This is a genomic window from Rhizobium sp. F40D2 (genome assembly GCF_051810745.2).
Classification (GTDB): domain Bacteria; phylum Pseudomonadota; class Alphaproteobacteria; order Rhizobiales; family Rhizobiaceae; genus Rhizobium.
This window is the reverse complement of record NZ_JBPWQX020000001.1, coordinates 473,116-498,156: the sequence shown is the minus strand read 5'-3', so window position 1 is coordinate 498,156 and position 25,041 is coordinate 473,116. Positions and strand designations below refer to the sequence as shown.

24 protein-coding genes and 1 pseudogene are annotated in these 25,041 nt (G+C 61.5%); 17 read left to right on the top strand and 8 right to left on the bottom strand.

Annotated features, from left to right (window positions below; translation table 11 throughout):
• Window positions 1–123: 123 nt before the first annotated feature.
• Genes ACS4RS_RS24650 through ACS4RS_RS24635 form a run of 4 tightly spaced genes read left to right on the top strand, consistent with a single transcriptional unit; the run spans window position 124 to window position 3,628 of the window.
• The gene (locus ACS4RS_RS24650; RefSeq protein WP_439013463.1) at window positions 124–1,212 is read left to right on the top strand and encodes a fatty acid desaturase family protein; all 1,089 of its coding nucleotides are present in this window, start codon (window positions 124–126) and stop codon (window positions 1,210–1,212) included.
• A gap of 21 nt (window positions 1,213–1,233) precedes the next feature.
• Window positions 1,234–1,548, top strand: coding sequence for a MocE family 2Fe-2S type ferredoxin (locus ACS4RS_RS24645; protein WP_439013462.1), 315 nt, complete (start codon window positions 1,234–1,236; stop codon window positions 1,546–1,548).
• An 11-nt stretch (window positions 1,549–1,559) separates the two neighbouring features.
• Window positions 1,560–2,786, top strand: coding sequence for an FAD-dependent oxidoreductase (locus tag ACS4RS_RS24640; protein ID WP_439013461.1), 1,227 nt, complete (start codon window positions 1,560–1,562; stop codon window positions 2,784–2,786).
• 29 nt (window positions 2,787–2,815) lie between these two features.
• On the top strand, window positions 2,816–3,628 hold the full coding sequence (locus ACS4RS_RS24635) for a 3-methyl-2-oxobutanoate hydroxymethyltransferase (RefSeq protein WP_439013460.1): 813 nt from the start codon (window positions 2,816–2,818) through the stop codon (window positions 3,626–3,628).
• Window positions 3,629–3,703: 75 nt separating this feature from the next.
• Here ACS4RS_RS24635 and ACS4RS_RS24630 read toward each other — a convergent pair whose 3' ends face one another.
• From ACS4RS_RS24630 to ACS4RS_RS24615, 4 genes are all read right to left on the bottom strand, one after another.
• Window positions 3,704–4,621 carry an SUMF1/EgtB/PvdO family nonheme iron enzyme gene (locus tag ACS4RS_RS24630; RefSeq protein ID WP_439013683.1) on the bottom strand — a complete coding sequence of 306 codons (918 nt, stop codon included), beginning with the start codon at window positions 4,619–4,621 and terminating at the stop codon, window positions 3,704–3,706.
• Between the two features lie 164 nt (window positions 4,622–4,785).
• Window positions 4,786–5,790, bottom strand: coding sequence for an HAD family hydrolase (locus ACS4RS_RS24625; RefSeq protein ID WP_449314018.1), 1,005 nt, complete (start codon window positions 5,788–5,790; stop codon window positions 4,786–4,788).
• 190 nt (window positions 5,791–5,980) lie between these two features.
• Window positions 5,981–7,654, bottom strand: a complete 1,674-nt coding sequence (locus tag ACS4RS_RS24620; RefSeq protein ID WP_439013682.1) for a sulfatase-like hydrolase/transferase — start codon at window positions 7,652–7,654, stop codon at window positions 5,981–5,983.
• 183 nt (window positions 7,655–7,837) lie between these two features.
• Entirely contained in the window at window positions 7,838–8,209 is a 372-nt protein-coding gene (locus tag ACS4RS_RS24615; RefSeq protein WP_439013459.1) for an STAS/SEC14 domain-containing protein, read from the bottom strand.
• Window positions 8,210–8,340: 131 nt separating this feature from the next.
• Here ACS4RS_RS24615 and ACS4RS_RS24610 point away from each other — a divergent pair, with 131 nt between their 5' ends.
• The 6 genes and pseudogenes from ACS4RS_RS24610 to ACS4RS_RS24585 all read left to right on the top strand — a co-directional run bounded on the left by ACS4RS_RS24610 (window position 8,341) and on the right by ACS4RS_RS24585 (window position 14,390).
• A complete protein-coding gene (locus tag ACS4RS_RS24610; RefSeq protein WP_439013458.1) occupies window positions 8,341–9,342 on the top strand; it encodes an AraC-like ligand-binding domain-containing protein in 1,002 nt (333 codons plus the stop codon).
• Window positions 9,343–9,442: 100 nt separating this feature from the next.
• Entirely contained in the window at window positions 9,443–10,450 is a 1,008-nt protein-coding gene (locus ACS4RS_RS24605) for an NrtR DNA-binding winged helix domain-containing protein (RefSeq protein ID WP_439013457.1), read from the top strand.
• Window positions 10,451–10,519: 69 nt separating this feature from the next.
• On the top strand, window positions 10,520–11,491 hold the full coding sequence (nadA, locus tag ACS4RS_RS24600) for a quinolinate synthase NadA (RefSeq protein WP_439013456.1): 972 nt from the start codon (window positions 10,520–10,522) through the stop codon (window positions 11,489–11,491).
• Entirely contained in the window at window positions 11,488–13,029 is a 1,542-nt protein-coding gene (locus tag ACS4RS_RS24595; RefSeq protein WP_439013455.1) for an L-aspartate oxidase, read from the top strand. Before nadA ends, ACS4RS_RS24595 begins: the two co-directional genes overlap by 4 nt.
• On the top strand, window positions 13,007–13,912 hold the full coding sequence (gene nadC, locus ACS4RS_RS24590) for a carboxylating nicotinate-nucleotide diphosphorylase (protein WP_439013454.1): 906 nt from the start codon (window positions 13,007–13,009) through the stop codon (window positions 13,910–13,912). Before ACS4RS_RS24595 ends, nadC begins: the two co-directional genes overlap by 23 nt.
• A 95-nt stretch (window positions 13,913–14,007) precedes the next feature.
• Window positions 14,008–14,390, top strand: a pseudogene (locus ACS4RS_RS24585) (VOC family protein).
• Window positions 14,391–14,595: 205 nt separating this feature from the next.
• Here the strand turns inward: ACS4RS_RS24585 and ACS4RS_RS24580 are convergent.
• Window positions 14,596–15,141: an isochorismatase family protein gene (locus ACS4RS_RS24580; protein ID WP_439013453.1), complete on the bottom strand. Its 546-nt coding sequence runs from the start codon at window positions 15,139–15,141 to the stop codon at window positions 14,596–14,598.
• 96 nt (window positions 15,142–15,237) lie between these two features.
• Between ACS4RS_RS24580 and ACS4RS_RS24575 the strand changes: the two genes are divergently transcribed.
• The 6 genes from ACS4RS_RS24575 (at window position 15,238) to ACS4RS_RS24550 (ending at window position 21,117) form a co-directional block, all read left to right on the top strand.
• The gene (locus ACS4RS_RS24575; protein WP_449314017.1) at window positions 15,238–16,206 is read left to right on the top strand and encodes a GlxA family transcriptional regulator; all 969 of its coding nucleotides are present in this window, start codon (window positions 15,238–15,240) and stop codon (window positions 16,204–16,206) included.
• 260 nt (window positions 16,207–16,466) lie between these two features.
• Window positions 16,467–18,419 (top strand): BTAD domain-containing putative transcriptional regulator, encoded by a 1,953-nt coding sequence (locus ACS4RS_RS24570; protein ID WP_449314016.1) that lies wholly within the window; start codon window positions 16,467–16,469, stop codon window positions 18,417–18,419.
• Window positions 18,420–18,523: 104 nt separating this feature from the next.
• Window positions 18,524–18,667 (top strand): hypothetical protein, encoded by a 144-nt coding sequence (locus tag ACS4RS_RS24565; RefSeq protein WP_439013452.1) that lies wholly within the window; start codon window positions 18,524–18,526, stop codon window positions 18,665–18,667.
• 13 nt (window positions 18,668–18,680) lie between these two features.
• Complete coding sequence (locus ACS4RS_RS24560) at window positions 18,681–20,045, top strand: YcaO-like family protein (protein WP_439013451.1); 1,365 nt, start codon at window positions 18,681–18,683, stop codon at window positions 20,043–20,045.
• The gene (locus tag ACS4RS_RS24555; RefSeq protein WP_439013450.1) at window positions 20,042–20,785 is read left to right on the top strand and encodes a TfuA-like protein; all 744 of its coding nucleotides are present in this window, start codon (window positions 20,042–20,044) and stop codon (window positions 20,783–20,785) included. The genes ACS4RS_RS24560 and ACS4RS_RS24555 overlap by 4 nt, the downstream gene beginning before the upstream one ends.
• 65 nt (window positions 20,786–20,850) lie before the next feature.
• A complete protein-coding gene (locus ACS4RS_RS24550) occupies window positions 20,851–21,117 on the top strand; it encodes a hypothetical protein (RefSeq protein WP_439013449.1) in 267 nt (88 codons plus the stop codon).
• A 32-nt stretch (window positions 21,118–21,149) separates the two neighbouring features.
• On the opposite strand, the gene ACS4RS_RS24545 is transcribed toward ACS4RS_RS24550, so the two are convergent.
• Both ACS4RS_RS24545 and ACS4RS_RS24540 read right to left on the bottom strand, forming a co-directional pair.
• Window positions 21,150–21,554: a helix-turn-helix domain-containing protein gene (locus ACS4RS_RS24545; protein WP_439013448.1), complete on the bottom strand. Its 405-nt coding sequence runs from the start codon at window positions 21,552–21,554 to the stop codon at window positions 21,150–21,152.
• A 424-nt stretch (window positions 21,555–21,978) separates the two neighbouring features.
• The gene (locus tag ACS4RS_RS24540) at window positions 21,979–22,440 is read right to left on the bottom strand and encodes a cupin domain-containing protein (protein WP_439013447.1); all 462 of its coding nucleotides are present in this window, start codon (window positions 22,438–22,440) and stop codon (window positions 21,979–21,981) included.
• A 126-nt stretch (window positions 22,441–22,566) separates the two neighbouring features.
• On the opposite strand from ACS4RS_RS24540, the gene ACS4RS_RS24535 reads away from it, so the two are divergent.
• Window positions 22,567–24,120, top strand: coding sequence for a winged helix-turn-helix domain-containing tetratricopeptide repeat protein (locus tag ACS4RS_RS24535; RefSeq protein WP_439013446.1), 1,554 nt, complete (start codon window positions 22,567–22,569; stop codon window positions 24,118–24,120).
• 48 nt (window positions 24,121–24,168) lie between these two features.
• Here ACS4RS_RS24535 and ACS4RS_RS24530 read toward each other — a convergent pair whose 3' ends face one another.
• Window positions 24,169–25,005 carry an amidohydrolase family protein gene (locus tag ACS4RS_RS24530; protein ID WP_439013445.1) on the bottom strand — a complete coding sequence of 279 codons (837 nt, stop codon included), beginning with the start codon at window positions 25,003–25,005 and terminating at the stop codon, window positions 24,169–24,171.
• Between the last annotated feature and the right edge of the window lie 36 nt (window positions 25,006–25,041).

Below are 25,041 nucleotides of genomic sequence, written 5' to 3'. Positions count from 1 at the left end.
TGATGGATTCGATCATGAATGCGAGCCATTCATGATAGCTTTTGATAGATTGCATCAAATCTGCATTGAGCCTCTTCCGAAGTCAACCTATTCTCTCGGCAACGGCAGAACGGGAGGCGGATGATGGTGATCGAGGCAAAGAAACGGGACTACGATCTGCTCGGCGAAAGCGGCCGCACGGCCGTCGAAACGGGGCTGGCGGCGGCCGAATGGTATCACACCGATATTCCGCGCAAGGAGATGAAGGCGCTGATGCAGCGCTCCGATGCGCCGGCGATCCGTGACAGCGTCATCTGGCTCGGCAGCATGCTGGTCCTCGCAGGGCTCGGCATCTATTTCTGGGGCTCCTGGATCGCTGTACCCTTTTTCCTCGCCTATGGGGTGCTCTACGGCTCTGCCTCCGACAGCCGCTGGCACGAATGCGGTCACGGCACCGCATTCAAGACGCGCTGGATGAATGATGTCGTCTATCAGATCGCCTGCTTCATGATCATGCGCAATCCGGTGACCTGGCGCTGGAGCCATGCGCGCCATCACACCGATACCGTCATCGTCGGCCGCGATCCCGAGATCGCGGTCATGCGGCCGCCCGATCTCTTCCGGCTGGTGCTCAATTTCTTCGGCATTCTAGACGTCTGGCATGCGATCGTCGACATGCTGCGCAACGCCGCCGGCTTTATCGGCGCGGCGGAAAAGACCTTCATTCCCGAGATGGAGCAGCCGAAGGCGATCCGCATCGCCCGCATCTGGCTGGTGATCTATCTTGCCACGATCGCCGCCGCGGTCGCCATGGGCTCGATCCTGCCGCTGATGCTGATCGGCCTGCCGCGCCTCTACGGCGCCTGGCACCATGTGCTGACCGGGCTGCTGCAGCATGGCGGCCTGGCCGACAATGTCATCGACCATCGACTGAACAGCCGCACGGTCTATATGAACCCGATCAGCCGCTTCATCTATTGGAACATGAACTACCACGTCGAACATCACATGTTCCCGATGGTGCCTTACCATGCGCTGCCCAGGCTGCACGCGATGATCAAGCACGACTTGCCGGCGCCGAACGCCTCCATCCTGTCAGGCTACCGCGAGATGATCCCGGCCTTCCTGCGCCAGCTGCGCAATGAGGATTATTTCCTCAAGCGCGAACTGCCGGCCACCGCGCGGCCCTATCGCGAAGAATTCCACAATGAGCTGGCCCCGGCCGCGCAATAATCACAATCGAGGGAGGACAAGATGAGCGGAAATTGGATCGAAGTCTGCGGCAAGGACGAGATCGACGAAGAGGATGTCATCCGCTTCGATCATGACGGGCGCACCTTTGCGGTCTATCGCAGCCCCGACGATGAATTCTTCGCGACCGACGGGCTCTGCACCCATGAACATATCCATCTGGCCGACGGGCTCGTGATGGATGAGATCATCGAATGTCCGAAGCATAACGGCCGCTTCAACTACAAGACAGGCGAAGCCAAGGGCGCCCCGGTCTGCGTCAATCTCAAGACCTATCCTGTCAAGATCGAAGGCGGCGCCGTCTTCATCTCGCTCTGACGGAGGCTGGTGTGGCTCATTTCGTCATTCTGGGAGCAGGCGAATGCGGTGCGCGCGCCGCCTTCGCGTTGCGGGAAAAGGGCTTTGACGGCGAAATAACGCTTGTCGGCGCCGAGCCGCTTCATCCCTATGAACGGCCGCCGCTTTCGAAGGCGGGTTCCGCTGATGCCGGCGCTCCGAAATTCATCGCTGCGCTGGAAAAATACGCCGAAAGCCGCATCCGGCTGCTGACCGGCCTGGAGGCCAAGGATTTCGACACGGCATCGAAGACCGTCAGGCTTTCCGACGGGACGACGCTTTCCTATGACAAACTGCTGCTGGCGACGGGCGCAGCCGCACGTTCGTTTCCCGGCGCGCCTGAGGGCAGCGCCCATATTCGCTCGCTGCGGACGTATCACGATGCGGCGGCACTGCGCGATGTGATGAAGCCGGGCAAGCATATCGCCATTATCGGCGGCGGCTTCATCGGGCTGGAACTTACGGCAACCGCACGGCTGCTCGGCGCCGAGGTCACCGTCGTCGAGGGGCTGGAACGGGTGCTGAAGCGCGGCGTGCCGGAAGTAATCGCCGATCTCCTGACTGAACGCCACCGGGCCGAGGGCGTCGATATCCGTTGCGGCGTCTCGATCGAGGCACTGACCGAGGAAGGCGGGAAGGCCCTGATCCGATTGTCGGGCGGCGAAGTGATCGAAGCCGATCTCGCCCTTGTCGGCATCGGCGCCCGGCCGCATGTCGAGATCGCCGAAAAAGCGGGGCTGACCATCGAAAACGGCATTGCCGTCGATACCCATCTCAAGACCTCGGCACCGGATGTCTTTGCCGCCGGCGACTGCTGCTCCTTTCCGCTGTCGATCTATGGCGGCCGGCGGGTGCGGCTCGAATCCTGGCGCAACGCCCAGGAGCAGGGCACATTGGCCGCGGCCAACATGCTCGGCCTCGACCAAGCCGTTTCATCGGTGCCGTGGTTCTGGTCGGATCAATACGACATGACGCTGCAAATATCAGGCCTTGCCGAAGGCGCTATCACGCAGCAGCGCCGCGATCTCGGCGCAGGCGCCTTCATTCTGTTCCATCTCGATGTCGACGGACGATTAATCGCCGCAAGCGGCATCGGACCGGGCAATGCGGTGGCGCGTGATATCCGCCTTGCCGAAATGCTGATCGCAGCCCGCGCCCATCCGGATCCGGCGGCGCTCGCAGCCAATGACGTCAAACTGAAATCCCTGCTGGCCGCCTGAACCGCCCGATACATTCAAAGGAATTGACGATGAAGAAACATAAACGCGCGACCGTCGCCGATCTGCTGGCGGAAAAGGGCAAGCGCCAGCTCACCATGCTGCGCGTCACCTCGCTGGAGGAAGCGGAGGCCGCCGAAAAGGCGGGGATCGATATCGTCTCGGTGCCGCCCCCACTGCTCGGCCCGGTCTTTCGCGAGATCGCCCCGACGCCCTTTGCCATTCCGGGCCTCGAATATGGCGACCACGTCTCGGCCGAAGACTATCTGCGCGCCGCTTTCGCGGCGCTGAAGGCCGGCGGCGATGCGGTCTATTGCGCCGCCAGCCTGCAGACGATCCGGCGCATGCGCGATGAGGGCATCCCCGTCTGCGGCCATCTCGGGCTGATCCCGTCGAAGGCGACCTGGACTGGTGGCTTCCGCGCCGTCGGCAAGACGGCTGCAAGCGCTGCCGAGATCTGGCGGCAGGCAAAGGCGCTGGAAGAGGCCGGCGCCTTTGCCGCCGAAATCGAAGTCGTGCCGGGCGAAGTCGCCGCCGCCATCAGCAGCAACACCGCGATGCTGATGATCTCCATGGGCGCCGGCAGCGGCTGCGACGCCCAATATCTCTTCGCCGACGACGTGCTCGGCGCCAATCGCGACCATTATCCGCGCCATGCCAAGGTCTACCGCAACTTCGCCGCCGAACACGACCGGCTGCAGCGCGAACGCATCGCCGCCTTCACCGAATTCGCCGAGGATGTCCGCACCGGAGCCTACCCGGAAAACCGCCATCTCGTCGGCATCGACGAAGGGGAATTGAAGATTTTCCTGGATGGGCTGGCCGGCGAGACGGGAAAAAGCTGAGGGCAATGCCGATCTGATCGTTGCCTTCGCTTACGCTCAGTTGCCGCACGAATGCGGTTTGCGCGTTGGCCATCATCACTCTCCGCTTTGCGGCCGCACGATGCAGCGAAATCCGAGATGCGAGATGGAGGTATCGATGGGCTGCGCCATCCGTGCCGCGGGCCGGTAACGTCGGCAGTAATTGGGCGCGCAAAGATGCGAGCCGCCCTTGGTGACCTTGCGCGGAATCCTCACGTTCGGCTGGAGCTGGTCATAGCTCCCCTCGCGCTCACCACCGCGCGGGTTGGCTGCGGTACAGCAGGGGCTCTCAATCCGGCCGTGATCCCGGTACCAGTCGGTCGTCCATTGCCAGACATTGCCGGCCATGTCGTATAGTCCGTAGCCGTTGGCCGGGAACGAGCCGACCGGCGCGGTATATTCGAAGCCGTCTGCCAAGCTGTTCCGGTAGGGGAAGTCTCCTTGCCAGGTATTGGCCATGTGGGTGCCTGCTGGAGTGAACTCGTCGCCCCAGACGTATTCGGCGCCGTCAAGGCCGCCCCGAGCGGCAAACTCCCATTCCGCTTCGGTCGGCAGCTGCTTGCCTGCCCATTTGGCATAGGCGACAGCATCGTCGTAGGCCACGTGCACGACGGGGTGGTCGCCAAGCTTCCTGATTGAACTCGCCGAACCACGTGGATGGCGCCAGTTGGCGCCGCGGACATAGACCCACCAGTTGTAGTGGTCGCGCATATCGATGGGCGCTGAAGGCTTCTTGAACATGATCGAAGAAGGCGCCAGCATCTCTGGCTTGGCGCCCGGATAGTTCGCTGGGTCGGCCGGTTTCTCAGCGAGGGTCACGTAGCCTGTCGCCGAAACAAAGCGCTCGAAGTCGAGGTTCGTCACGGTGAAGCGATCCATCCAGAAGCCGTCGACCTGCACCCGGTGGGCCGGCGCCTCCTCCGGATAAGCCCTATCCGAGCCCATCAGAAACACGCCGCCAGGAATCCAGACCATGCCGGGAAACGGTGGTGTACCGGGCGGCTGACGGGCTGCCGTTCGGTTCGAGACCCGCGTTTCGGTTGTCGTTGCGCTACTCATTGCTCAGCTCTTGCGACCTGCCGGCAGGGGGCAAGATCTGCATGGTTTCGAACAGGCAACCCGTTGGATCGATGATCGCGTCATTTCTCAAAACCGAATACCCTTTTCCAATCCTTCTTCATATCAACGACCGTCCAGCCATCGGCGGCGGCCTGGTTCAGCCCCTCGTCAAGCCGGCCAATGCTTGACTGGCGATCATAGGTCCATTCGCGCTCGCCATCGGTGTGGTGAACATAAAGACAGAAGCGGAGGCCGGACCCTGTGCAGGTCCATTGCAGCATCTGGAGGTCGCCGTCCGAGTTGCCGAAGGCAGCGATCGGTCGGCGGCCGATATGGCTTTGGATGCCGACGGGCTTGCCGGCCTTGTCGTCGATAAAATCGACCCCCGGCTCCTTGATCAGCACTGGCTTGCCGTCGCGGAGCTCGAATTTGGTCTTGCCGGCACTGCCGACCACCTGCTCAGGCGGAACTCCGTAGGTGTCCTCCGCAAAGGCGCGGACAAATTCAATACCGCCGCCGGTGACGATGAAGGTCTTGAAGCCACGCGATCGCAGGTACGCCAGCAGTTCGAGCATCGGCAGATAGGCCATTTCGGTATATTGACGCTGGGTTTTCGGGTGCCGCGCCGTCGCAAGCCAGTCCTTCACGATCGTGTTGAACTCTTCGGTGGTCATGTCGGAGTGCGTTGCCGCAACCAATTCGACAATCGCATGCTCGCCACCTGCAAGCGCCCCCTTGATATCCCCCTTCAGAAGCGAGGCAAAGGGTTCCTTATCCTTCCATTCCGGATGCTGCGGTGCCAGCGCCTTCGCCCGGTCAATGGCGAACAAAACCTGGAAATAGAGCGGCTGTTCAGCCCAAAGCGTCCCGTCATTATCGAATGTGGCGATGCGCTCTGCCGGCGCGACATAGTCAGGCCCGCCTTCTGCCGTCGCCCGTTCGACGAAGTCGAGGATCGCCTGCTTCGATGCGCCGTCGTTCCATGATGGCAACGGATCAGTCTGCGCCGCCGCCGGAGACGCCAAGGCCGCAATGCCGACCCAGATTGGGACCAGAAGCGCAAGGATACGGGGAGACGATTTCATTAGACCTCTCCATCTTAAGAATAAGCGACGACCGGCCCTGCTGGTTGGGCTATGGGCCGGCCGCCGCCTATGACGCAGGAAGCCGCGCTAGAGCCTATCGCCCAAAAGTGTGAGCGGTTTTCTCAAGACATCATGCTCTAACTCTCTAATTTAGAAAAGGATTCAGATTTTAGGCCAACCGGGCCTAAAATCATCCTGTTCCAGGAGCGAATCTGAAAGATCGCGACGCGCTAGTTGCCGCCCCCGCGGCTGCGCTCTGCATATTTTCCATCACCTGGTCGATCGAGAAACTTCCCGGCTTCTGCCTGGGTGGGTATTCCTTGAACGTTTCCAAGAACTTGGCGACATAGGCCTGCGCCGGCACCACCACAAACAGGTGTTCCACACGCCAGCGTTCATAGTCCATGCCCTCGTGGTCGGCCGTCTCGAATGGATCGGAGCGAAGATTGAAGAGCTTGGGCAGGCGCAGCGGCACAAAAGGCTCTTGCCAGACATTGAGGCCCTCTTCGCGTTGTTCGGCGAAGACGATCTTCCACTGTTGATAACGAAGGCCGACAAGCGAACCATCGTCAACGAAATAGATGAATTCCTTGCGCGGGTCCTCTCCTTTCCCGGACAGGTAGTCGGTAATGTTGTAGCCGTCGAGGTGCACTTTGAAGGTCTTGGCGCCGGCCGTGTGACCCTTGAGGAGCTTCTCCTTGATCTCCGGTTCGCCGGCCGCGGCGAGCAGAGTGGGTATCCAATCTTCATGCGCGACGATGTCATTATAGACTGTCCCAGGCTGGATCACCCCCGGCCAGCGCACCATGGCTGGAACGCGATAGCCGCCCTCCCAATTGGTGTTCTTTTCGCCGCGGAACGGTGATTGGCCACCGTCAGGCCATGTGAACTTCTCGGCGCCGTTGTCGGTCGAGTACATGACGATCGTGTTTTCCGACAGGCCGAGATCATCGAGCGCCTTGAGCATCTCACCGACCTGGGCGTCGTGCTCGACCATTCCGTCCGGATATATCCCAAGGCTGGTCTTGCCCTGGCTCTCGGCCTTGAGCCGCGTCCAGATGTGCATCCGGGTCGAATTCCACCACAGGAAGAACGGCTTGTCCTGTTCCTTGGCGCGCTTCAGGAAATCAATCGCGGCATCGGTGACCTCCTGGTCGATCGTCTCCATGCGCTTTCTGGTGAGCGGGCCAGTATTCTCGATGCGGCCATCCGCATAGGAGTGGAGAACTCCCCGCGGGCCGAATTTTTTCCGGAAGGCCGGGTCTTTGGGATAGTCCGGATTCTCAGGTTCGTCCTCCGCGTTGAGATGGTAGAGAGAGCCGAAGAACTCATCAAAGCCGTGGGCGGTGGGAAGATGTTCATCGAGGTCACCGAGGTGGTTCTTGCCGAACTGTCCGGTCATGTAGCCGAGCGGCTTCAGCAGGTCCGCAAGTGACGGATCTTCCGCCTTCATGCCCTCCTTAGCCCCTGGCAGGCCGACCTTCAACAATCCCGTGCGGTATGGCGACTGACCGGTGATGAACGCCGCCCTTCCCGCGGTGCAGCTTTGCTGACCATAATAATCGGTGAAGAGCCCACCCTCTTTCGCGACCCTGTCGATATTCGGCGTCTTGTAGCCCATCATACCCTGGTTGTAGGCGCTGATGTTCCAGTAGCCGATGTCGTCACCCCACAGGATCAGGATGTTCGGCGGCCTGTTTGCGGTCTGGGCCTTTGCCGGCGTACTCAGAGTGCTCAGCACGCCCGAAGATAGTGCCGAGGCGCCAAGCAGCGAGACGCCGCTCAGCAGCAGATCGCGACGCCTCACCCCCGATGCAGATTGATGGTTCGGTTCGGTGGCACCTGCTGGAATTTCCTTACTCATGGCGCTCCTCCTTCGACGCGTTGAAGTTCGTCGACGTGCGCCGGACCCGTCCAACGCAGGTACGTTCGATGTGCATCTTGCATGCCGCTCACCCGCTGGAGCTACTCATGGAGTGCAATGCTCGGCCCGATAGTGCAAAAATCGTGCGGCTTGGCGGCTATCCACAAAGGCAAGCGCACCGGTCTAAGATACATCCGTTTGCAGCCAGGTTGCCGCCAGCAACGCATGCTGCGGACGCCAGGATCGGACAATGACACCTTCCTGGCGCATAACAGCGCCGAGCCAGGCTGCCGGGCGATTCAGACGAGGATCGTGAACGATCGCAATGCGCCGGATTGCTTTGGCAGCCCTGCGCCAGGCGATCAATGCGTCGCCTCCGGGAGCGGAAAACGCCCAATCTTTGATACCGACCCAGTCCAAAAAAAGCAGCAGGTCGCCACGTCCGGGAAGGTCGGCAACCATTTCCGCAAGGGCAAGGAATTCGGAATCCGTCACCGGCCCGCGATGTCGGATCGCCAGAATATTGTCGCCAAACGTGGAGACGATCTCAAACAAAACAAGTCCTTAGGATGCTGCGCAAAACATCCCCGAAGCATTGTTCCCGAAGTCGCAATGTTGCGCTACTCTGCCAGTGCAGAATTCGGCCCAAAACTGCAGGACCGAATGCCGTTGTGAGAGGCTGGCCAATGCCCCACGTTCGGAAAGATCCACTGGGCCGATTTTCGGCCGTCCGAACCCGCGATGTTGGCGAGCTTCGCCAGCGTCTGTCGGGTCTGTTCTCTGTCCGATCACTCGATATAGGCCGTGGAGGCCAGCAGGATTTCGAGGGATATCTCAATCACTACGAACTGCACGATGTCGGGCTGAGCTTTGCTCGATACGGCTCTGCGATTGAGGCATCGCTTTCGCATGGGGATTTTTATCTTCAAGGCTTTCCACTTCGAGGCGATGGCAGTTTTGTCGTCAACGGCTCAGAGAGAGTCGTCTCCCGCCGTCGCGGTCTGGTAACAGGGGTGGGCGCCGAGGTGCGGCTTAGATACTCACCGGACTTCGAGCATTTGATCGTGAGGATCAAGCCGCAAGCATTGATCAAGAAGCTCAGCGGGTTAATCGGCCGCCCTGTCGATCCGCCGCTGACGATAGTAACCGACGTTGCGCCGAATTCTCAGGCTGCGGCGGCCCAGTTCCGTCTGCTGGAGTTTGTGATCGGTGAGCTCGACCGTGACGACGCTTCGCTTCCGCCGCTCGTCCTGGCCGAACTTGAGCAAGCACTCCTCGTCGCCTTCCTTTGCAGCAACCACCATAATTATAGTCACCTCCTCAACGAGCAGCCCCTCTCACCGGCGCCATGGCAAGTGCGCAGGGTGGAGGAATATATCCAGCAGAACTGGGATCAGCCGCTGACCATCGAGGCAATGGCGATGGTTGCAAACGCAAGCGTGCGCAGTCTCTTTTATGCTTTCAAGAAAAGTCGCGGTGTCTCTCCGATGACTTTCGTCAGGCAGGTTCGCATGCGCAACGCCAAGGCGATGCTGGCGAGCCCAAGTTCAACAACGAGCGTAACCTCGGTCGCCTACGCCTGCGGCTTTAGCAATCTCGGGCACTTCGCCAGATACTATTACCGCACCTTCGGTGAACACCCATCCGACACACTTAGGAAGGCGTTCCACGACTCCGGCTCCCATTAAGCGCGACCAGCGTCGGTGGCCGTTTGATCTTCCCAACGTATATCTGTGCCGCTTTAATGTTCGGGACCCAAGTGGCAACGCGCCGAATTGCCTCGATGATGTGGGCAGCGCCGCGAAGTCGCTTCCGCTCCATTGGCTTCCGTCCCAGCCTGTGTCAGGAATGGGGCCTGTGTCAGGAATGACCCATTCGGAACGGAGTATTCGGTCCCCTGTGACGATCGGCTTTGCGCATGCGGAATTGATTGCGGTGCTCGTCGCGGTGACGGGGGACGAGCCGCGTGTGATGACCATCCGTTCCGGCAATGCGCTGCCGTCCGGCCCCTTCGAAATGGGCCACCGCACCCTGCAATCGGGCTTGCGCGAATGGGTGCAGGAGCAGACGGAACATCCCGTCGGCTATCTCGAACAGCTCTACACCTTCGCCGACCGCGACCGCAACAACGACATCCCCGGCGGGCGGACGATCTCGATCAGCTATCTCGGCCTCGTCAACGAGCAGTCGGGCGCCGGGCGGCCGGGATGGCATGGCTGGTACGAATATTTTCCCTGGGAAGACCACCGGAAGGGCCGGCCGGCCGTGCTGGATGAGATCATGACGCGCCTGAGCCGCTGGGCCGATGCCGATTCTTTCAGGCGCGACCACCGCCATCGCCGGGCAGATTTTACCTTCGGCCTCGATGGCGGCGGCTGGAACGAGGATCTGGCGCTGCAGCGCTACGAACTTCTCTATGAAGCGGGGCTCGTTGCCGAAGCCGGATGCGCTGGTGAAGCCAATCTCGGCCGGGCGATGTTTGCCGATCACCGCCGCATCCTGGCGACCGGGATCGCAAGGCTGCGCGCCAAGATCAAATACCGCCCGGTGGTCTTCGAACTGATGCCGGAGAGCTTTACGCTTCTGCAGCTGCAGCGCACCATCGAGGCTTTAGCGGGACTGACGCTGCACAAGCAGAATTTCCGCCGCCTGATCGAACAGCAGGAACTCGTCGAGGAAACCGGCGGCACGGAAAGCGAAACCGGCGGCCGGCCCGCCAAGCTCTTCCGCTTCCGCCACACGGTGCTCGAAGAACGGGCGTTGGCCGGAACGAAATTACCGCTCTCCCGCAATTGACATATGCTCATGGTGAGAATATCTATTTGCCCATGATATGCTCAAACAGAGCATAATTAGGAGCTGGCCATGAATCATCCCGTTTCCGCATCCTCGCTCTACGAGCGCGTCAGCCGCGTCATTCCCAAAGCCGAATGGATGACGTTCGAAAACGACGTCGACGCCATTCTCGACCTCAAGCGCCGCCGCAACGCCGTCATTCTCGCGCATAATTACCAGACGCCCGAGATCTTTCACGGCGTGGCCGATATCGTCGGCGACAGCCTGGCGCTCGCCCGCAAGGCTATCGAGGTCGATGCCGATGTGATCGTGCTGGCCGGCGTGCATTTCATGGCCGAGACCGCCAAGCTTCTGAACCCCGAGAAAACCGTGCTGATCCCCGATCTCGGCGCCGGCTGTTCGCTGGCGGATTCGATCACGCCTGAAGATATCGCGCTCTTGCGCCAAGCTCATCCCGGCGTGCCGATCATCACCTATGTCAATACTTCGGCGGCGGTGAAGGCCGCCTCCGACATCTGCTGCACCTCGGGCAATGCAAGACAAGTGGTGGAATCGCTCGGCGTGCCGAAGGTGCTGATGATCCCGGACGAATATCTGGCGCGCAACATCGCCCGCGAGACCGATGTCGAGATCATCGCCTGGCATGGGCATTGCGAAGTGCATGAACTCTTCACCGCCGAGGACGTGCGCCAGCTGCGCGAAAACCATCCCGGCGTGACGGTGCTCGCCCATCCCGAATGCCCGCCCGAGGTGGTGGCCGAAGCCGATTTTGCCGGCTCCACCGCTGTCATGTCGGAGTATGTCGGCCGGCAGAAGCCGCCGCGCGTCGTGCTGCTCACCGAATGTTCGATGAGCGACAATGTCGCCGTGCATCATCCCGAGGTCGAATTCATTCGCCCCTGCAATCTCTGCCCGCATATGAAGCGGATCACCCTTGCCAATATCCGTGCGGCGCTTGAGGAAAACCGCCACGAGGTGACCGTCGACCCGGCGATTGCGGTGGCGGCGCGCCGCGCCGTCGAAAGGATGCTGGCGATATGACCGAGCATCTCCACAATCTCTCCGGACACACGGTGATCGTCGGCAGCGGCCTTGCCGGGTTGATGACCGCCCTGACACTGGCGCCGGAACCTTCCGTCATCGTCACGCGCGCCGCCCTCGGCACCGAGACGTCGAGCGCCTGGGCGCAGGGCGGCATCGCCGCCAGCATGGGCGCCGACGACAGCGCGGCGCTGCATCTTGCCGATACGCTTGTCGCCGGCGACGGCCTCTGCGATCCCGCGGCGGCGGCCGGCATCATTGCCGAAGCGCCGGCGGCGATCTCAGCGCTGGAGCGGGCCGGCGTCCGTTTCGACAGAAATGCCGCGGGCGAACTTTCGCTCGGGCTGGAGGCTGCCCATAGCCGCCGCCGCATCGTCCACGCCGAAGGCGATGGTTCGGGCGCGGCGATCGTCGCCGCGCTGGTGCGGGCGGTGAAGCAGACACCTTCCGTCACCGTGCTCGAAGGTTTTGAGGCGCGGCGGATCATGTTGGACGGCGAGCGTGTCGCCGGTCTGCTCTGTGCGACCACCAACGGCGCCGCCATCCTGCCGAGTTCGAAGGTGGTGCTCGCCACCGGCGGCATCGGCGGGCTTTACGATGCGACCACCAATCCGATGGGCAATTTCGGCCAGGGCATCGCGCTCGCGGCAAGGGCGGGTGCCGATCTCGCCGACATGGAATTCGTCCAGTTCCATCCGACGGCGCTCGATTCCCGCCGCAGGCCCTTGGCGCTCGTCAGCGAGGCGGTGCGCGGCGAGGGGGCTTGGCTTCTCAACGAACGCGGTGAACGCTTCATGGCCCGCACCTCGGGCGCCGAGCTTGCGCCACGCGACGTGGTGGCGCGCGCCATCAGCGCCGAAATCGCCCGCGGCGGCAGGGTCTTCCTCGATGCCCGCGATGCGCTGGGCAGCCAGTTTTCCACCCGCTTTCCGGTCATCGCCGCCCTTTGCGGCGAGGCCGGCATAGACCCGGCGAAAGACCTTATTCCGGTGCGTCCGGCCGTTCACTATCACATGGGCGGCGTTGCGACGGACGCCAACGGCCGCAGCTCGGTTGCCGGACTCTGGGTCGTAGGCGAAGCGGGTTCGACCGGTCTGCACGGCGCCAACCGGCTTGCCAGCAATTCGCTGCTGGAGGCGGCGGTGATGGGCATGCGGGCAGCGCGCGACATCTCGGCCATGCCGGCGAGCCGTCCCGGCACCCTCTTCGCCGAGAGACTGCCGGCGCCGGCCGATGCATCGCTCGTCCGGCCGATCGTCTCGCGCCATCTCGGCGTCCTGCGCAATGCCGGCGCCGTTGAGGGCGCGATCGCCGCGTTGCTGCCGCTTGCCGAGGGCGACGGCCCCGCCGCCGATCCTGCTATCGTCGCGCTGCTGATCGCCGTCTTTGCCAGCCTGCGGACGGAATCGCGCGGCGCCCATGCCCGCACCGATTTCCCCCTGAAGCTCGGCGCTGCCGACCGGCGCCAGATGCGCCTTTCCCAAGCGCTGGAAATTGCCCGCGCCACGCCGCCCTATGTCCTTGCCAGGAGTGCCTGAGATGAGCCTCGTTCCGCTTCCGCGCCTGATCGTCGAACCGCTGGTCCGGGCAGCCCTGCTCGAAGATCTCGGCCTTGCCGGCGATATCACCTCGGCATCGGTCATCCCCCACGACCATCGCTCGACGGTCGTCATCGCCGCCCGCCAGCCGGGCGTGATCGCCGGCCTCGATGCGGCCGAGCTCGCCTTCACCCTCGTCGATCCGGAGATCACCATGCGCCGCCATCTCCAGGACGGCGATGCGGTCAAACCCGGCGACGTGATCGCCAGCATCGAAGGTCCCTCACGCGGCCTGCTGACAGCCGAGCGCACCGCGCTGAATTTCCTCGGCCATCTCTCCGGCATCGCCACCGTCACGGCCGAGATTGCCGCCGCCATCCGCGGCACCAAAGCCTCCGTCGCCTGCACGCGCAAGACGACGCCGGGGCTTAGGGCACTGGAAAAATATGCGGTGCGGGCCGGCGGCGGCATGAACCACCGCTTCGCGCTTTATGACGCGGTGCTGATCAAGGACAATCACGTCGCCATTGCCGGCGGCGTCGCCGAGGCAATCCGCCGGGCGCGGGCAGGCGTCGGCCATCTGGTGAAGATCGAGGTCGAAGTGGACACCATCGATCAGTTGCGCGAAGCGATGGAGACCGGCGTCGACGCCGTTCTGCTCGACAATATGACGCCGGATCAGCTGCGCCAAGCCGTCGCCATCGTCGCCGGCCGGGCGATCACCGAGGCCTCCGGCCGGGTCACGCCGGCAACGGCCGCCGCAATCGCCGCCTCCGGCGTCGATCTGATTTCCGTCGGCTGGCTGACGCATAGCGCGCCGGTACTGGATATCGGGCTCGATTTCGTCGGGGCGGCGGTGGAGCCGACGATCGTCGCACCATAAATAGGCGTTGCGCGAAATCGGATGCTATGCAGAACAAAAAGTGAAGTCTCCCAAATCCCATTCGCAGCGATTTGCTGGACTGTTCGGAGGTTTACGTGATCGATCACACCGGAATCACCGTGAACGATTTCGCACGCTCCCAAGTATTCTACACCGCCGCTCTTGAGCCGCTCGGCTACAGGTTGCTCAAAGACCTGGGTGTTGCGGTCGGCTTCGGTGTGCGAGAAGGTTTTGGCCGCAGCTTGGATCCGGGCGGTGATTTCTGGATTTCCCGAGGCGAACTGCATCATCCCCGCGTCGATATCGCCTTCGCTGCAGAAAGTTGTGATGCGGTGGACGCTCTTTACAATGCCTCTCCGCCGGAGGGACGGACAACGGTCCGCCCGGACTGCGCCCGCATTACCAAGCAAGTTACCACGGTGCCTTCGTCCTCGACCCTAACGGCTACAACATTGAGGCGGTTTGCCACATTCGATAAAGCAGAGACGATCGGCGGCTTTGTCCAGCTGCAGCCGCAGTCACGCTTTCGGTTGAAGGTGTAAACTATCGAGTGCCTTGATCCGTGTCAGGTCTTTTGGGCGCCATCTACCTCGCGGCTGCAAGAGCATGCCCGCGTCGGGGCCGACGCGGGCAGCACTCTCGACAACGCGATCGTCAGCGCCGATGTCCTTCGTCGACGCACATTAAGCTGACAGAAGTTCGCTCACGGCAAGGACCTTACCGTAGCCAGCAGCAAGCGCGCCCATATATGCGGCATGAACCTGCGCGGCCGAGATGAGCTGGCCATCAAAACTGAGATCACGTGTGGCGCAGGCGTCATGGACGATGATGGTGTCATAGCCGTAATCAACAGACGCACGGCTGGTGGCATCGATACACATGTGGCTCATCGCGCCGACCAGCACGACCTCCTGGATACCTTCTGCGTCCAGCTGCCGTTTCAGGTCCGTTTCTCGGAATGAGTTCGGATAGTGCTTTGTGATGACGGTTTCACCGCTCTTTGGTTCAACGGCTGGTATGAAATCGACACCCGTTGTGCCCTTCGCAAAAAATGGAGCATCGGCTTTGCCTTCGTGGCGTACATGGATCACCCTGTCCCCAGATGCCCGTGCGGCGTCTAACACTTTGACTGCATTGGCAGTTGCCTGTTCAATTCCGACAAGAGCGTGTCTTCCTGATGGCAGATAATCCTTCTGAAGGTCGATGGCGATGATTGCACGCTTGCTCATGTGATTGTTCCTTTTCAATTGGTCAGGTGCCCTGGATATCCGCTTCTCGCTTGTGGTAGGAGTGGCGATATCGACAAAGTTCGGGGTGATATTACCATGCGACAGTTTCCGACAGAAATCGGTATCCTGGTCTATTCAGGCTCGCAGACGGCGGCAGTCCTGGGCATGACCGACCTCCTGACTTACGCCGAGAGACAAACCAGGCTGCAAACCGATGGCAAAATGCCTTCGCTAAGGATCACGCATTGGCAAAAAGAGCCGAACGACAGCAATCCAACGTGCATTTTCGACACCGCGCCCGGGAAAGAGAACGCCCCGAGCGTCCTCGTTATCCCACCCGGTTTAGGAGAGCTTGCTTCGAAAGAGACTGCGAGTGAATATTCCGAATGGCTGCATGCGCTTCACGCGCAAGGCACCTGCCTTGCCTCAGTGTGCAAAGGGGCCTTCCTGCTTGCAGAGACAGGATTGCTGACCGGTCGAACCGCAACCACGCATTGGGCTTATGAAGAAGAATTCCGATTGCGGTTCCCGAAAGTTGTCGTCGATACTGATCGGCTCATCATCGATGACGGTGATTTGATAACGGCAGGCGGCGCCATGTCATGGATCGACCTGACACTCAGACTTGTCGACCGTTTTCTCGGCCCATCCATCATGATCAGCACAGCGCGCGCATTTGTGATTGACCCCCCGGGGCGCGAGCAAAGGAACTACAGCGCCTTTTCACCCAGGCTCGATCACGGAGACCTGGCTATTTTGAAGGTTCAACATTGGCTTCAGGCGCATGATGGCAAGGAGATGAGTCTTGCCGCTTTGTCCGCTCAAGCAGGACTTGAGCGGCGGACGTTCATTCGTCGCTTCCAAAAAGCGACGGGACTCACAACGGGGGATTACATCCAGCGGCTTCGCGTCGGCAAGGCACGCGAGCTTCTGCAGTTCAGCAAGCTGCCTGTCGAAAAGATCGCGTGGGAGGTCGGTTACAACGATCCGAGCGCTTTTCGTAAAGTTTTCGGCAAAATCACAGGTCTTTCTCCCGGTGACTATCGACAGCGCTTCGGTGTCTAAGGGACAGAACAAGCGCCTTACAAAATTAGTGGCAGGCCGACTCCATATTAAAATATATTTGGTGACAGTGCCGCATCGGCACGCGAAGCGTCTGTCATGGAAAATATCGGCAAAGCATCTTCTCGGCGAGCGGCACGCGAAAATGCAAATATTCGCTGAAACTTCTTCTTTTACCGCTATGCGCGGCGCTCTTATAGTTCTAACATGATTTCTGCGGCGGCTGCGTTTGCGCGCCTTGGCTTTCAGGGGTGAGAACCGGGATGCAACGGACATCCGGACAGATGTCGAAGAACAGGCTTTGCCTGCTCGGAAGACCGAGGCTGCTGGCAGCGGGGAGGGAACTCCCCTTGCCGGAGAAGTCTTATTTTCTCCTCGCCATGCTCACCGCCGAAACCAATCTCGAACTCGACCGCGAAACCGTCAGGCGGCAGCTCTGGCAATCGGAACTGCCGGAGAAGCGGGCGGGCAGCCTGCGCCAGCTGCTGTCGCGCATCGAGCAGAGCATTCCCGCCGATCTTCCGCCGCTGCTTGCTGCGACCCGAACCCATATCGGGCTTGCGGACGGCTGGGAGGTCGACGTTCATATCCTGAAACAGAAAGGGCCGCTCGCCCCCGAAGACAGCGATATGCTGGACGGCGAACTGCTGGAAGGCGCGAAATCGCCGACACAGGGCGCCGAGGATTGGCTGACCTTTGAGCGGCAGCGTGTCGACGAATTGCGCTCGGCCCATCTGACCCGGCTGATCGAGAGCGGCGAAGACAGATCGGATGACGCGCAGGTCGCGTTTGCTCGGCGCCTGCTCGAGCTCGACCCTGCCAGCGAGACGGCCTATCGCGCCCTGATGCGCACCTATGTCAGGATGAACGATCCGGCCGCGGCTCGTCAGGCCTATCTGAAGTGCAAGAGCCAGCTGAAGGACGACTTCGATACCGAGCCGGAAGAGAACACCACGGCGCTCGCCCGCGAACTCGGCCTGATCCCGGCAGCACAGGTAGCCGTGCCGGAGCGCCCGTCTGCATCAGGCATGTTTGCCGATCTGCTCGGCCAGCCGCGCATCATCATCCTGCCGCCGGAAAGCATCTTCACCGATCCGCTGATGGAGCGCGTCGGCCGGGCGCTTCTCGAAGACGTCACCATCGGCCTGAGCCAGCAGCGCGGCTTCAAGGTGATCGCCGCGCATACGAGCCTTGAAATCCTCAGCCGCTCGATCGATCCGGCACGTGCCGCGCCCGGCCGGCTCGACCTCAGCTTCGACTATGCGGTCTATGTTACCATTCAGGGCCGCGACGAGGACGTCTTTGCCACCTGCCGGCTGACGCGGACGACGACGTCGGAGGTGATCTGGGCGCTGGAACTGCCGCTGGTGATGCAGAAGATCAGCGAATCCTTCGCGCATCTGACGCGGCGGATCGTCTCCTCGCTCGCCGACACGATCGAGCGCCACGAACTGGCGATGCCGATCGGCGATGCGCCGGCCTCCGCCTATCGCCTTTATCTCGAAGGCAAGCGGTTGATCGCCCAAACCGACCTGCAGCATCTGCGCCAGGCGCGCAAATGGTTCAAATCTTCGCTCAACCGTTACGAGCATTTCTCAGCCGCCCATGCCGGCGTGTCGCGGGCGCTCGGCATGGAATGGCTGATCCGCGGCATGCGCGACAAGGAACTGCTCGATGAGGCGAATAATGCCGCCCGGCAGGCGCAGCAGTCCGATCCGAACAGCGGCCGGGCCTATCGCGAGCTCGGTTTTGTCGCGCTTTATCGTCGCCGCTTCGACGAAAGCCTGGAATATTTCCAGCAGGCCCAGGATCTCAATCCCAATGATGCGGACATCCTCGCCGATTTCTCCGACGCACTTTCTCATGATGGCGATTTCGACCGGGCGCTGGAGCTCAACCGGGCGGCCTTCAAGCTCAACCCGCTGCCCCCGGACTATTATTACTGGAACCTCGGCGGCATCCACTTCATGCGTGAAGAGTATGAAAAGGCGATCGAGGCGCTGGAACCGGTGAAGACCAAACAGGCGACGGCGCGTCTGCTTGCGGCCTCGCATGCGATGGCGGGCGAGACCGGCAAGGCCAAGACCTATGCCAGGACGGTGCTGGAAAACTTCCCCGATTTCCGCAGCGAGGACATCCGTCATTTCGTCCCCGATCGCGATCCCGCCTTTACCGAACCGCTGATAAAGGGCCTGCAACTCGCCGGTCTTCCCTGATGCATCGCCTTTTAACGAAGCCTGTAACGCTTAAATGACGCAGGCAATGTTTCTCTCCGATGGTTAACGGCAGCAAGCGCTGCCCAACCAATCGGAGATGGAACATGAAGACGAATGCTGAAACCACCGCAGTTCAGACACAGTCCCTGCGCTTCTCTGCAGCTGCCAGAGCAGCGATGAAACAAGATGAACTCAGCGTTTCCGCCAATGCGCTCGAGAACCTGACGCATGCGCTGAGGTTCCGCTAAGGAACAAACTGATATGTTGGCATTCACCGATCTAGAGCAATTCCAGCAAAAGTGTGAAGCGGTTTTGCGTCCGGAATTGCGTGAAAACAAAGCGATAGAGGATTTTCGTTTTTCGAAGAACAACGGAAACGCTCTTGAAACGCTTGCCGGTGACCTCAAACGATCATCGGCCGGCGTCAGCGATTATCACGACCGCGCCGTCACGCCGGCTCAGACACTTGCAGCCATCAGGCCGCATCTGCGCGAATTCGGCATCACGCGCGTCGGCCTGCTGACCGCGCTCGACGTCCTGAATATCCCCGTCGCCTTCGCGACGCGGCCGAACAGCCATACGCTCTCGGTCTTCCAGGGCAAGGGCATCGACAATGATGCCGCCATGACCTCGGCGGCCATGGAAGCGATCGAGACGCGGATCGCCGAAATCCCACCCGCCGACCTGACGGAGGCGACCATCCCCGGCATGCGGGCGGAAAATGCCGCAATGATCGATCTCGACAATGTTGCCCGCTGCGCGCCCGACGAGATCGGCAGCCGACCCATTCCCTGGTGCTCCGGGCTCAACATCCTTTCCGGCAGCAGCGTCTTCGTGCCCTGGTGGCTCGTTGGCCTCGACCATCGCGGCGAACGACCACCGGGTTTCGAGCAGTCGAGCGATGGGCTCGCCTCCGGCAATACCCCGTCCGAAGCGGTCCTGCACGGGCTTTGCGAACTGGTGGAGCGCGACGCCTGGGCCCTGACCCAGCTGAAATCGCCCGAGCGGCTGAAAGAGAGCCGCATCGATCCCGCCTCCTTCGGCGACGCAGTCATCGATGTCATGACCGACCGGATCGCGCGCGCCGGCATGCGGCTGCTGCTCCTCGATATGACCACCGATATCGGCGTTCCCGCCTTTCTCGCCATCATCATGCCCGGCAATCTTTCCGACCGCGTCGATGCACGCTGGGCCCATGTCTGCGGCGGCTGCGGCTGCCATCCCGATCCCGTGCGCGCCGCGCTGCGCGCCATCACCGAAGCGGCGCAGAGCCGGCTGACTGCAATTGCCGGCAGCCGCGACGATTTTTCGCCGCGCGTCTATCAGCGGCTCGACCAGAGCGCGGCGATGCAGCAGGTGGTCGAACTCTGCGACGGCGGCGGCCGGATGCGCGCCTTCCAGCCGCGTCATAGCCGGCCGGCGGCGATCCAGGAAACCATCGGTCATATTGCCGGCCGGCTGGCGGCGACCGGCATCGAGCAGATCGTCGTCGTGCCGTTCGCGCACCGGGCTCTGCCGGTCTCCGTCGTCAGGGTCATCGTGCCGGGCCTGGAGGTCGACATCTCGGGCCAGTACATCCAGCTCGGCATGCGGGCGGTCAACACCATGAGAGGAGCCCGGTCATGAAGGTGCTGTTCGTCGGCCCCAGCCTTGGCAGCGATCTCGCCGCGGCGAGAGCCACGTCCCCTCGCATCGATTTCCGGCCGCCGGCTGCCTGCGGCGACATCCTGAAGGCCGTTCACGACGGCGCTACCGCCATCGGCCTCGTCGACGGATATTTCGGCGATCTGCCTTCGGTCTGGCACAAGGAAATTCTGTTTGCGCTTGAGCACGATGTCGCCGTCGCCGGCGGCGCCAGCATGGGCGCGTTGCGGGCGGCCGAATGCGCGCCTTTCGGTATGGTCGGGCTCGGTTCGATCTTCGAAGATTACGAGGCCGGGCGGCTGCTCGACGACGAGGCCGTCGCGCTGGTGCACGCGCCACAGGCGCTTGGCTGGCTGCCGCTCTCCGTGCCCTGGGTCGATTTCGAGCCGACGATCGAGGCGCTTCTCGCCGGCGGTGAGATCTCGTCCAACGAGCGCAAGAAACTGCTGCTTGCCGGTCGTTTCCTGCATTTTTCCGAGCGCACCTATGCCAAGGTCGTCGATGAGTGCCATTTCCGCAAGCCGCGCCGCGACCAGATCCTCGCCGCTGTTCGCCAAAACCGCGTCGAGCGCAAGCGCAACGACGCCCGGCTGGTGCTGGATTGGCTGCGCCGGGACGAATTCCTGCCCGTCAACCGTGACTGGCGCTTTGCCGCGACCTCGCATTGGGAGTTGTTGCACGCCGAAGTCACGCGCAATGCGGTTCCTGTAACGCTTGAATAACGGTCGCGGCGCAAGATGCGTTGGTGATGGAATCGTAGGGTTTCACGGCCAAAGAGGCGGGAACGATGTTTGAACAACGCAACGAAGGTACAGGCGGCGAATACGCAAGGATCTTCCGGCTGCTGTCGGCGGCCAAGGAGGAGGCTGAAAAGCTTCAGCTGCGGAATCTGATGCACCTGGCGAACATGGCGCTGCTGCAGGTCGTGATCGATTGGGACGGCATAGATCCCGACAGGGAACTAGACGTCAATCTCGAGAAACTGCTCGGCAGCAAAGCCAAGATCGCAATGAAGGACGCCAGCGAGAATCTGATCCTGATCGATCGCCACTGACCCTCATGCGGATCGCCTGGGGGATAACCGGCCTATTCGGCCGCTTCGCCGTCCAGCTGTTCGGTGTTGGCAATCGCCTGGACGAGCTTCAGGATCTTCTTGCGAAGAGCTTCGTTCTTGATCGAAAAGAACGCCGCGTTGAGAAGTACGCCTTCGCGCGAAATAATGAATTCCTCGCTGGGAGCCGGGTTGTCGTTGGCGGTATCGGGGGTCGACAGATCGTCGAAAAATGTCCTGACGTCGACCTTCAGCGCACCGGCGATTTCAACCAGCATGCTGGCGGAAACGCGGTTGGAACCCTTTTCGTATTTCTGGATCTGCTGGAACGTTACGCCGACGCGGTCGCCCAGTTCCGTCTGAGATACTTTCCTCAACAGACGCTGGATACGGATAGTCTTTCCGACGTGAACGTCGACGGAATGCGGTTCTTCTTTCATTTTTTCCCTCCTGAGGACACGGACTGAAGTTATTCGCCAAATCCGTGTCTGACAACTTTTACCTGAGATGGCTAAAGCTAGCAATTGCCCGGCGGTAAGTCGTCCCAAACCGATACATTGCGTCGCTTCATCCTTACAGAAGCAAAAGACATGCCAGAGTAGCACTTTTATAAGGCACAGCACATCATTTGATTTCGTGACGCGTCGTTCTGCGGGGAGGGGATAGCCTGCCTTGGTGGCGGCCATCATCTGTCCAAGGAACGATGATGTCAGCGAGACGATTGACACCAGGAATTGCCGCCCCTGGAAGGCCGGTCTCCGACGTCACCACGGTTTTGAAGCTGGTCGCGCACTTTGAGGGCGTGATAGCCTCGCGCCAGATCAATCGGATCTGCATTCAGCGCGTCGGCCCGGAAACGTAAGCCTACGCTCCGGTCGTCAGCGTGGAGATCTGATCGGTATCGTAGCGGTTCCGCAGGTCGGCAAGAGCCGCAGGATCCGGAGTGCCGCGTTCAGCGAGCCTGGCAAGCGCTTCGAAATAATGCTCGTGCCCGGGCGGGGAGACGGTCATCAGCACACGTGCCGGTTTTTCGCTGACATTGGTGATGTTGTGCGGCACGCCCGGCGGAATGAACAGATAGGTGCCAGGTGTCGCGCGGATCGTCTTTTCGCCAACGTGCCAGACGCATTCGCCATCAAGCACGTAGAAGGTTTCCTCCTGCACGCGATGGATATGAAGGCCGGTCGCGAAGCCGGCCGGGATCGTCCAGTCGAACATGCTCGTGTGTTTCGTATTTTCATCGGTGACAAGAAACACCATGGGATGGTTACGCAGCATGACTCCTTCGTTCTCGTCGGGCATGCGGATGACAGGGGCAGCGCTCATCTGATCCTCCATTGGCTCGGTTCTGCTTGCGCGAGCACTGGCACAGAATGCCATTGCCGTGTCGGAGAGTCGTGAAGCCGTTGCGAAATTGTTGCGAAAAGATCGCAAACGGTATCTTCTTCGAAAATGGTAAAAAACCTCGCCTTTGGACCATTCCGCCTCGACGCCGGCGCCGGGATTTTGTTCCACGGCATTGAGCCGACGCCGCTCGGTCAGCGGGCGGTTGCGCTCCTTGCGCTACTCTTGCAGCGGGCCGGCGCACCGGTTTCGAAGGAAGCGTTGTTCGAGACGGCGTGGCCCGGCCAAGCCATAGAGGACAGCAATCTGACGGTCCAGATCGCAGCCCTGCGGCGGATTCTCGACAAGCCGGACGGTGCTGCAGGCTGGATCGAGACGCTGCCGCGTCGCGGCTATCGCTATGTCGGACCAGCGGTCGTCGTTGACGGCCCCGACTCGGCAGTCGAGGTTTCGAATAGAACAACGCTGGCATTGCCCGCCAAGCCTTCGATCGCGGTTTTGCCATTCGCCAACCTCAGCGGCGATCCTGAACAGGATTATTTCGCCGACGGCATGGTTGACGACATCATTACCGGTCTGGCGCGCATCAACTGGCTGCTCGTCATCGCGCGCAACTCGAGCTTCATCTATAAGGGTCGCGCCGTGGACGTGAAGCAGGTCGGCCGCGAGCTCGGCGTCCGCTATGTGCTCGAAGGCAGCGTGCGCAAAGCCGGCGGCAGCGTGCGCGTGACCGGCCAGATGGTCGACGCATCGACCGGCGCTCACCTATGGGCTCAGCGGTACGACCGCAGCTTCACCGATATTTTTGCGCTGCAGGATGAGATCGCCCTGTCGGCTGTCGGCGCCATCGCCCCCAGCCTGCGGCGTGCCGAAATCGATAGGGTGAAGCGCAAGCGCCCCGACAACCTCGATGCTTATGATCTCGTGCTGCGGGCGCAATCCGACGTGGATTCCGGCATGCCTGAGCGTGTTGTGCAAGCGCTCGTGCTGCTCGAACGTGCCATCGAGCTCGATCCGGCTTACGCTCTGGCGCATGGCAATGCCGCGATGTGCCATCATTGCCTCTTCCTGCGGGCCGGCTTGCAGGAAGCCGACCGCGCCGCTTCGATTCGCCATGCCCGCGCGGCCATCCTTCACGGGCAGGATGATGCCTCCGCCCTGACCCTTGCGGGGTTCTCCATCGGCATGGACGGGCACGACCGCAAGGCTGCCTTCACCGCATTGGAAGCCGCGCTCGCCATTAGCCCGTCATCAGCCCTGACCTATATCTTAGGAAGCGTCATTCTCGGATGGAGCGGAGAAGCGGTGCGGGCTATCGAATGGAGCGAGCGGGGCATGCGGCTAAGCCCGTTCGACCCATGGGCTTTCGCCGCATTCGACGCACAGGCGATGAGCCATTTGTTGTGCGGCCGCTATGACGAAGCCTGCCGCGCCGCCTACAAGTCCGTTCAGGCCAATCCCGCACACAGCATCACTCATGTGCAATTGACTGCCGCCCTGGCCATGCTCGGCCGGCTGGAAGAAGCGAGAGCAGCTGCCGCGCGGGTGCTTGAGCTGCATCCGACGTTTCGCTTCGGCCGCCAGTTCGCTGGCGTCGACTGCGCACCGGCGCTCGCGAAATGTCTTGGCGACGCGTTACGTGCCGCCGGCCTGCCGGAGTAGCGCACATGGAGAAGCTACGCTCATGGCCGGTTGGCTAAATGATCCCCGTCAAAGCGACCAGAGGCGCTGCGCATTGGCGAAAAGCAGCCTGGAGCGCTCCGCCTCGCTGCTGCCGGAAAGCACGGCATGGGTCGCGGCGACCCAGGTGGAAAGGCCGCCGCCGAGCGTGCAGACCGGCCAGTCGCTGCCCCACACCACGCGATCCCAACCGAAACTTGCTATGACATGCTCGATATAGGGCCTGAGCGTCTGCGCCGTCCATGACTTGGCATCGGCATAGGCAACGACGCCGGAGACCTTGCAGACGACATTCGGCCGCCGGGCAATCTCCGAGATGCCGGCCTTCCACGGCTCGTAGGCATCGGAGCGGATATCGGGCACGCCGCAATGGTCGAGCACGAACTGCACATCCGGCGCCAAATCGACAAGGGCTGTGACGCGGCCCGCCTGGTGCGGCAATGTGCAAAGGTCGAAGGTCAGGCCGCTGCCGCCGATGCGGCGGATATTTTCGCGAAACAGGGCGCCTTCCGACACGTCGTCGGGCACGACATGCAGCACGCGGCGGAATCCCTTGACGAAGGGATCGGCCTTTTGCCGCTCGAAATAGGCGGCAAAGCCCTCTTCCTCCGGCCGGCAGGAGACAATGGCGCCGGCAATCAGGCTGCCTGTCTTTCTGGCGATGCCGGCGATATGGTCGGTCTCGGCCTGCATGGCGGCGGGATCGACGTCGACCTCCATGTGCAGCACCGTGGTGATGCCGCAGCGCCGGGCCTCGGCGGCGTAGGTCTCATAGAGAAAATCTTGATCGAGATCGGCCACCTGGGAAAGCCAGGGATAGGGCAAGATTGAGCGATCGATAATGTGCAGATGGGTGTCGATGAGCACGCTTTTCTCCTCCAGGATAGGCTGTGCCGCAAGCTA

Bases quoted from the DNA above. Each gene is read 5' to 3' on its own strand.
- ACS4RS_RS24650 (WP_439013463.1), top strand. From the start codon at position 124: ATGGTGATCGAGGCAAAGAAACGGGACTACGATCTGCTCGGCGAAAGC.
- ACS4RS_RS24645 (WP_439013462.1), top strand. From the start codon at position 1,234: ATGAGCGGAAATTGGATCGAAGTCTGCGGCAAGGACGAGATCGACGAA.
- ACS4RS_RS24635 (WP_439013460.1), top strand. From the start codon at position 2,816: ATGAAGAAACATAAACGCGCGACCGTCGCCGATCTGCTGGCGGAAAAG.
- ACS4RS_RS24630 (WP_439013683.1), bottom strand. From the start codon at position 4,621: ATGGTCTGGATTCCTGGCGGCGTGTTTCTGATGGGCTCGGATAGGGCT.
- ACS4RS_RS24625 (WP_449314018.1), bottom strand. From the start codon at position 5,790: ATGAAATCGTCTCCCCGTATCCTTGCGCTTCTGGTCCCAATCTGGGTC.
- ACS4RS_RS24620 (WP_439013682.1), bottom strand. From the start codon at position 7,654: ATGAGTAAGGAAATTCCAGCAGGTGCCACCGAACCGAACCATCAATCT.
- ACS4RS_RS24610 (WP_439013458.1), top strand. From the start codon at position 8,341: ATGCCCCACGTTCGGAAAGATCCACTGGGCCGATTTTCGGCCGTCCGA.
- nadA (WP_439013456.1), top strand. From the start codon at position 10,520: ATGAATCATCCCGTTTCCGCATCCTCGCTCTACGAGCGCGTCAGCCGC.
- ACS4RS_RS24595 (WP_439013455.1), top strand. From the start codon at position 11,488: ATGACCGAGCATCTCCACAATCTCTCCGGACACACGGTGATCGTCGGC.
- nadC (WP_439013454.1), top strand. From the start codon at position 13,007: ATGTCCTTGCCAGGAGTGCCTGAGATGAGCCTCGTTCCGCTTCCGCGC.
- ACS4RS_RS24580 (WP_439013453.1), bottom strand. From the start codon at position 15,141: ATGAGCAAGCGTGCAATCATCGCCATCGACCTTCAGAAGGATTATCTG.
- ACS4RS_RS24575 (WP_449314017.1), top strand. From the start codon at position 15,238: ATGCGACAGTTTCCGACAGAAATCGGTATCCTGGTCTATTCAGGCTCG.
- ACS4RS_RS24570 (WP_449314016.1), top strand. From the start codon at position 16,467: ATGCAACGGACATCCGGACAGATGTCGAAGAACAGGCTTTGCCTGCTC.
- ACS4RS_RS24565 (WP_439013452.1), top strand. From the start codon at position 18,524: ATGAAGACGAATGCTGAAACCACCGCAGTTCAGACACAGTCCCTGCGC.
- ACS4RS_RS24560 (WP_439013451.1), top strand. From the start codon at position 18,681: ATGTTGGCATTCACCGATCTAGAGCAATTCCAGCAAAAGTGTGAAGCG.
- ACS4RS_RS24555 (WP_439013450.1), top strand. From the start codon at position 20,042: ATGAAGGTGCTGTTCGTCGGCCCCAGCCTTGGCAGCGATCTCGCCGCG.
- ACS4RS_RS24550 (WP_439013449.1), top strand. From the start codon at position 20,851: ATGTTTGAACAACGCAACGAAGGTACAGGCGGCGAATACGCAAGGATC.
- ACS4RS_RS24545 (WP_439013448.1), bottom strand. From the start codon at position 21,554: ATGAAAGAAGAACCGCATTCCGTCGACGTTCACGTCGGAAAGACTATC.
- ACS4RS_RS24540 (WP_439013447.1), bottom strand. From the start codon at position 22,440: ATGAGCGCTGCCCCTGTCATCCGCATGCCCGACGAGAACGAAGGAGTC.
- ACS4RS_RS24535 (WP_439013446.1), top strand. From the start codon at position 22,567: ATGGTAAAAAACCTCGCCTTTGGACCATTCCGCCTCGACGCCGGCGCC.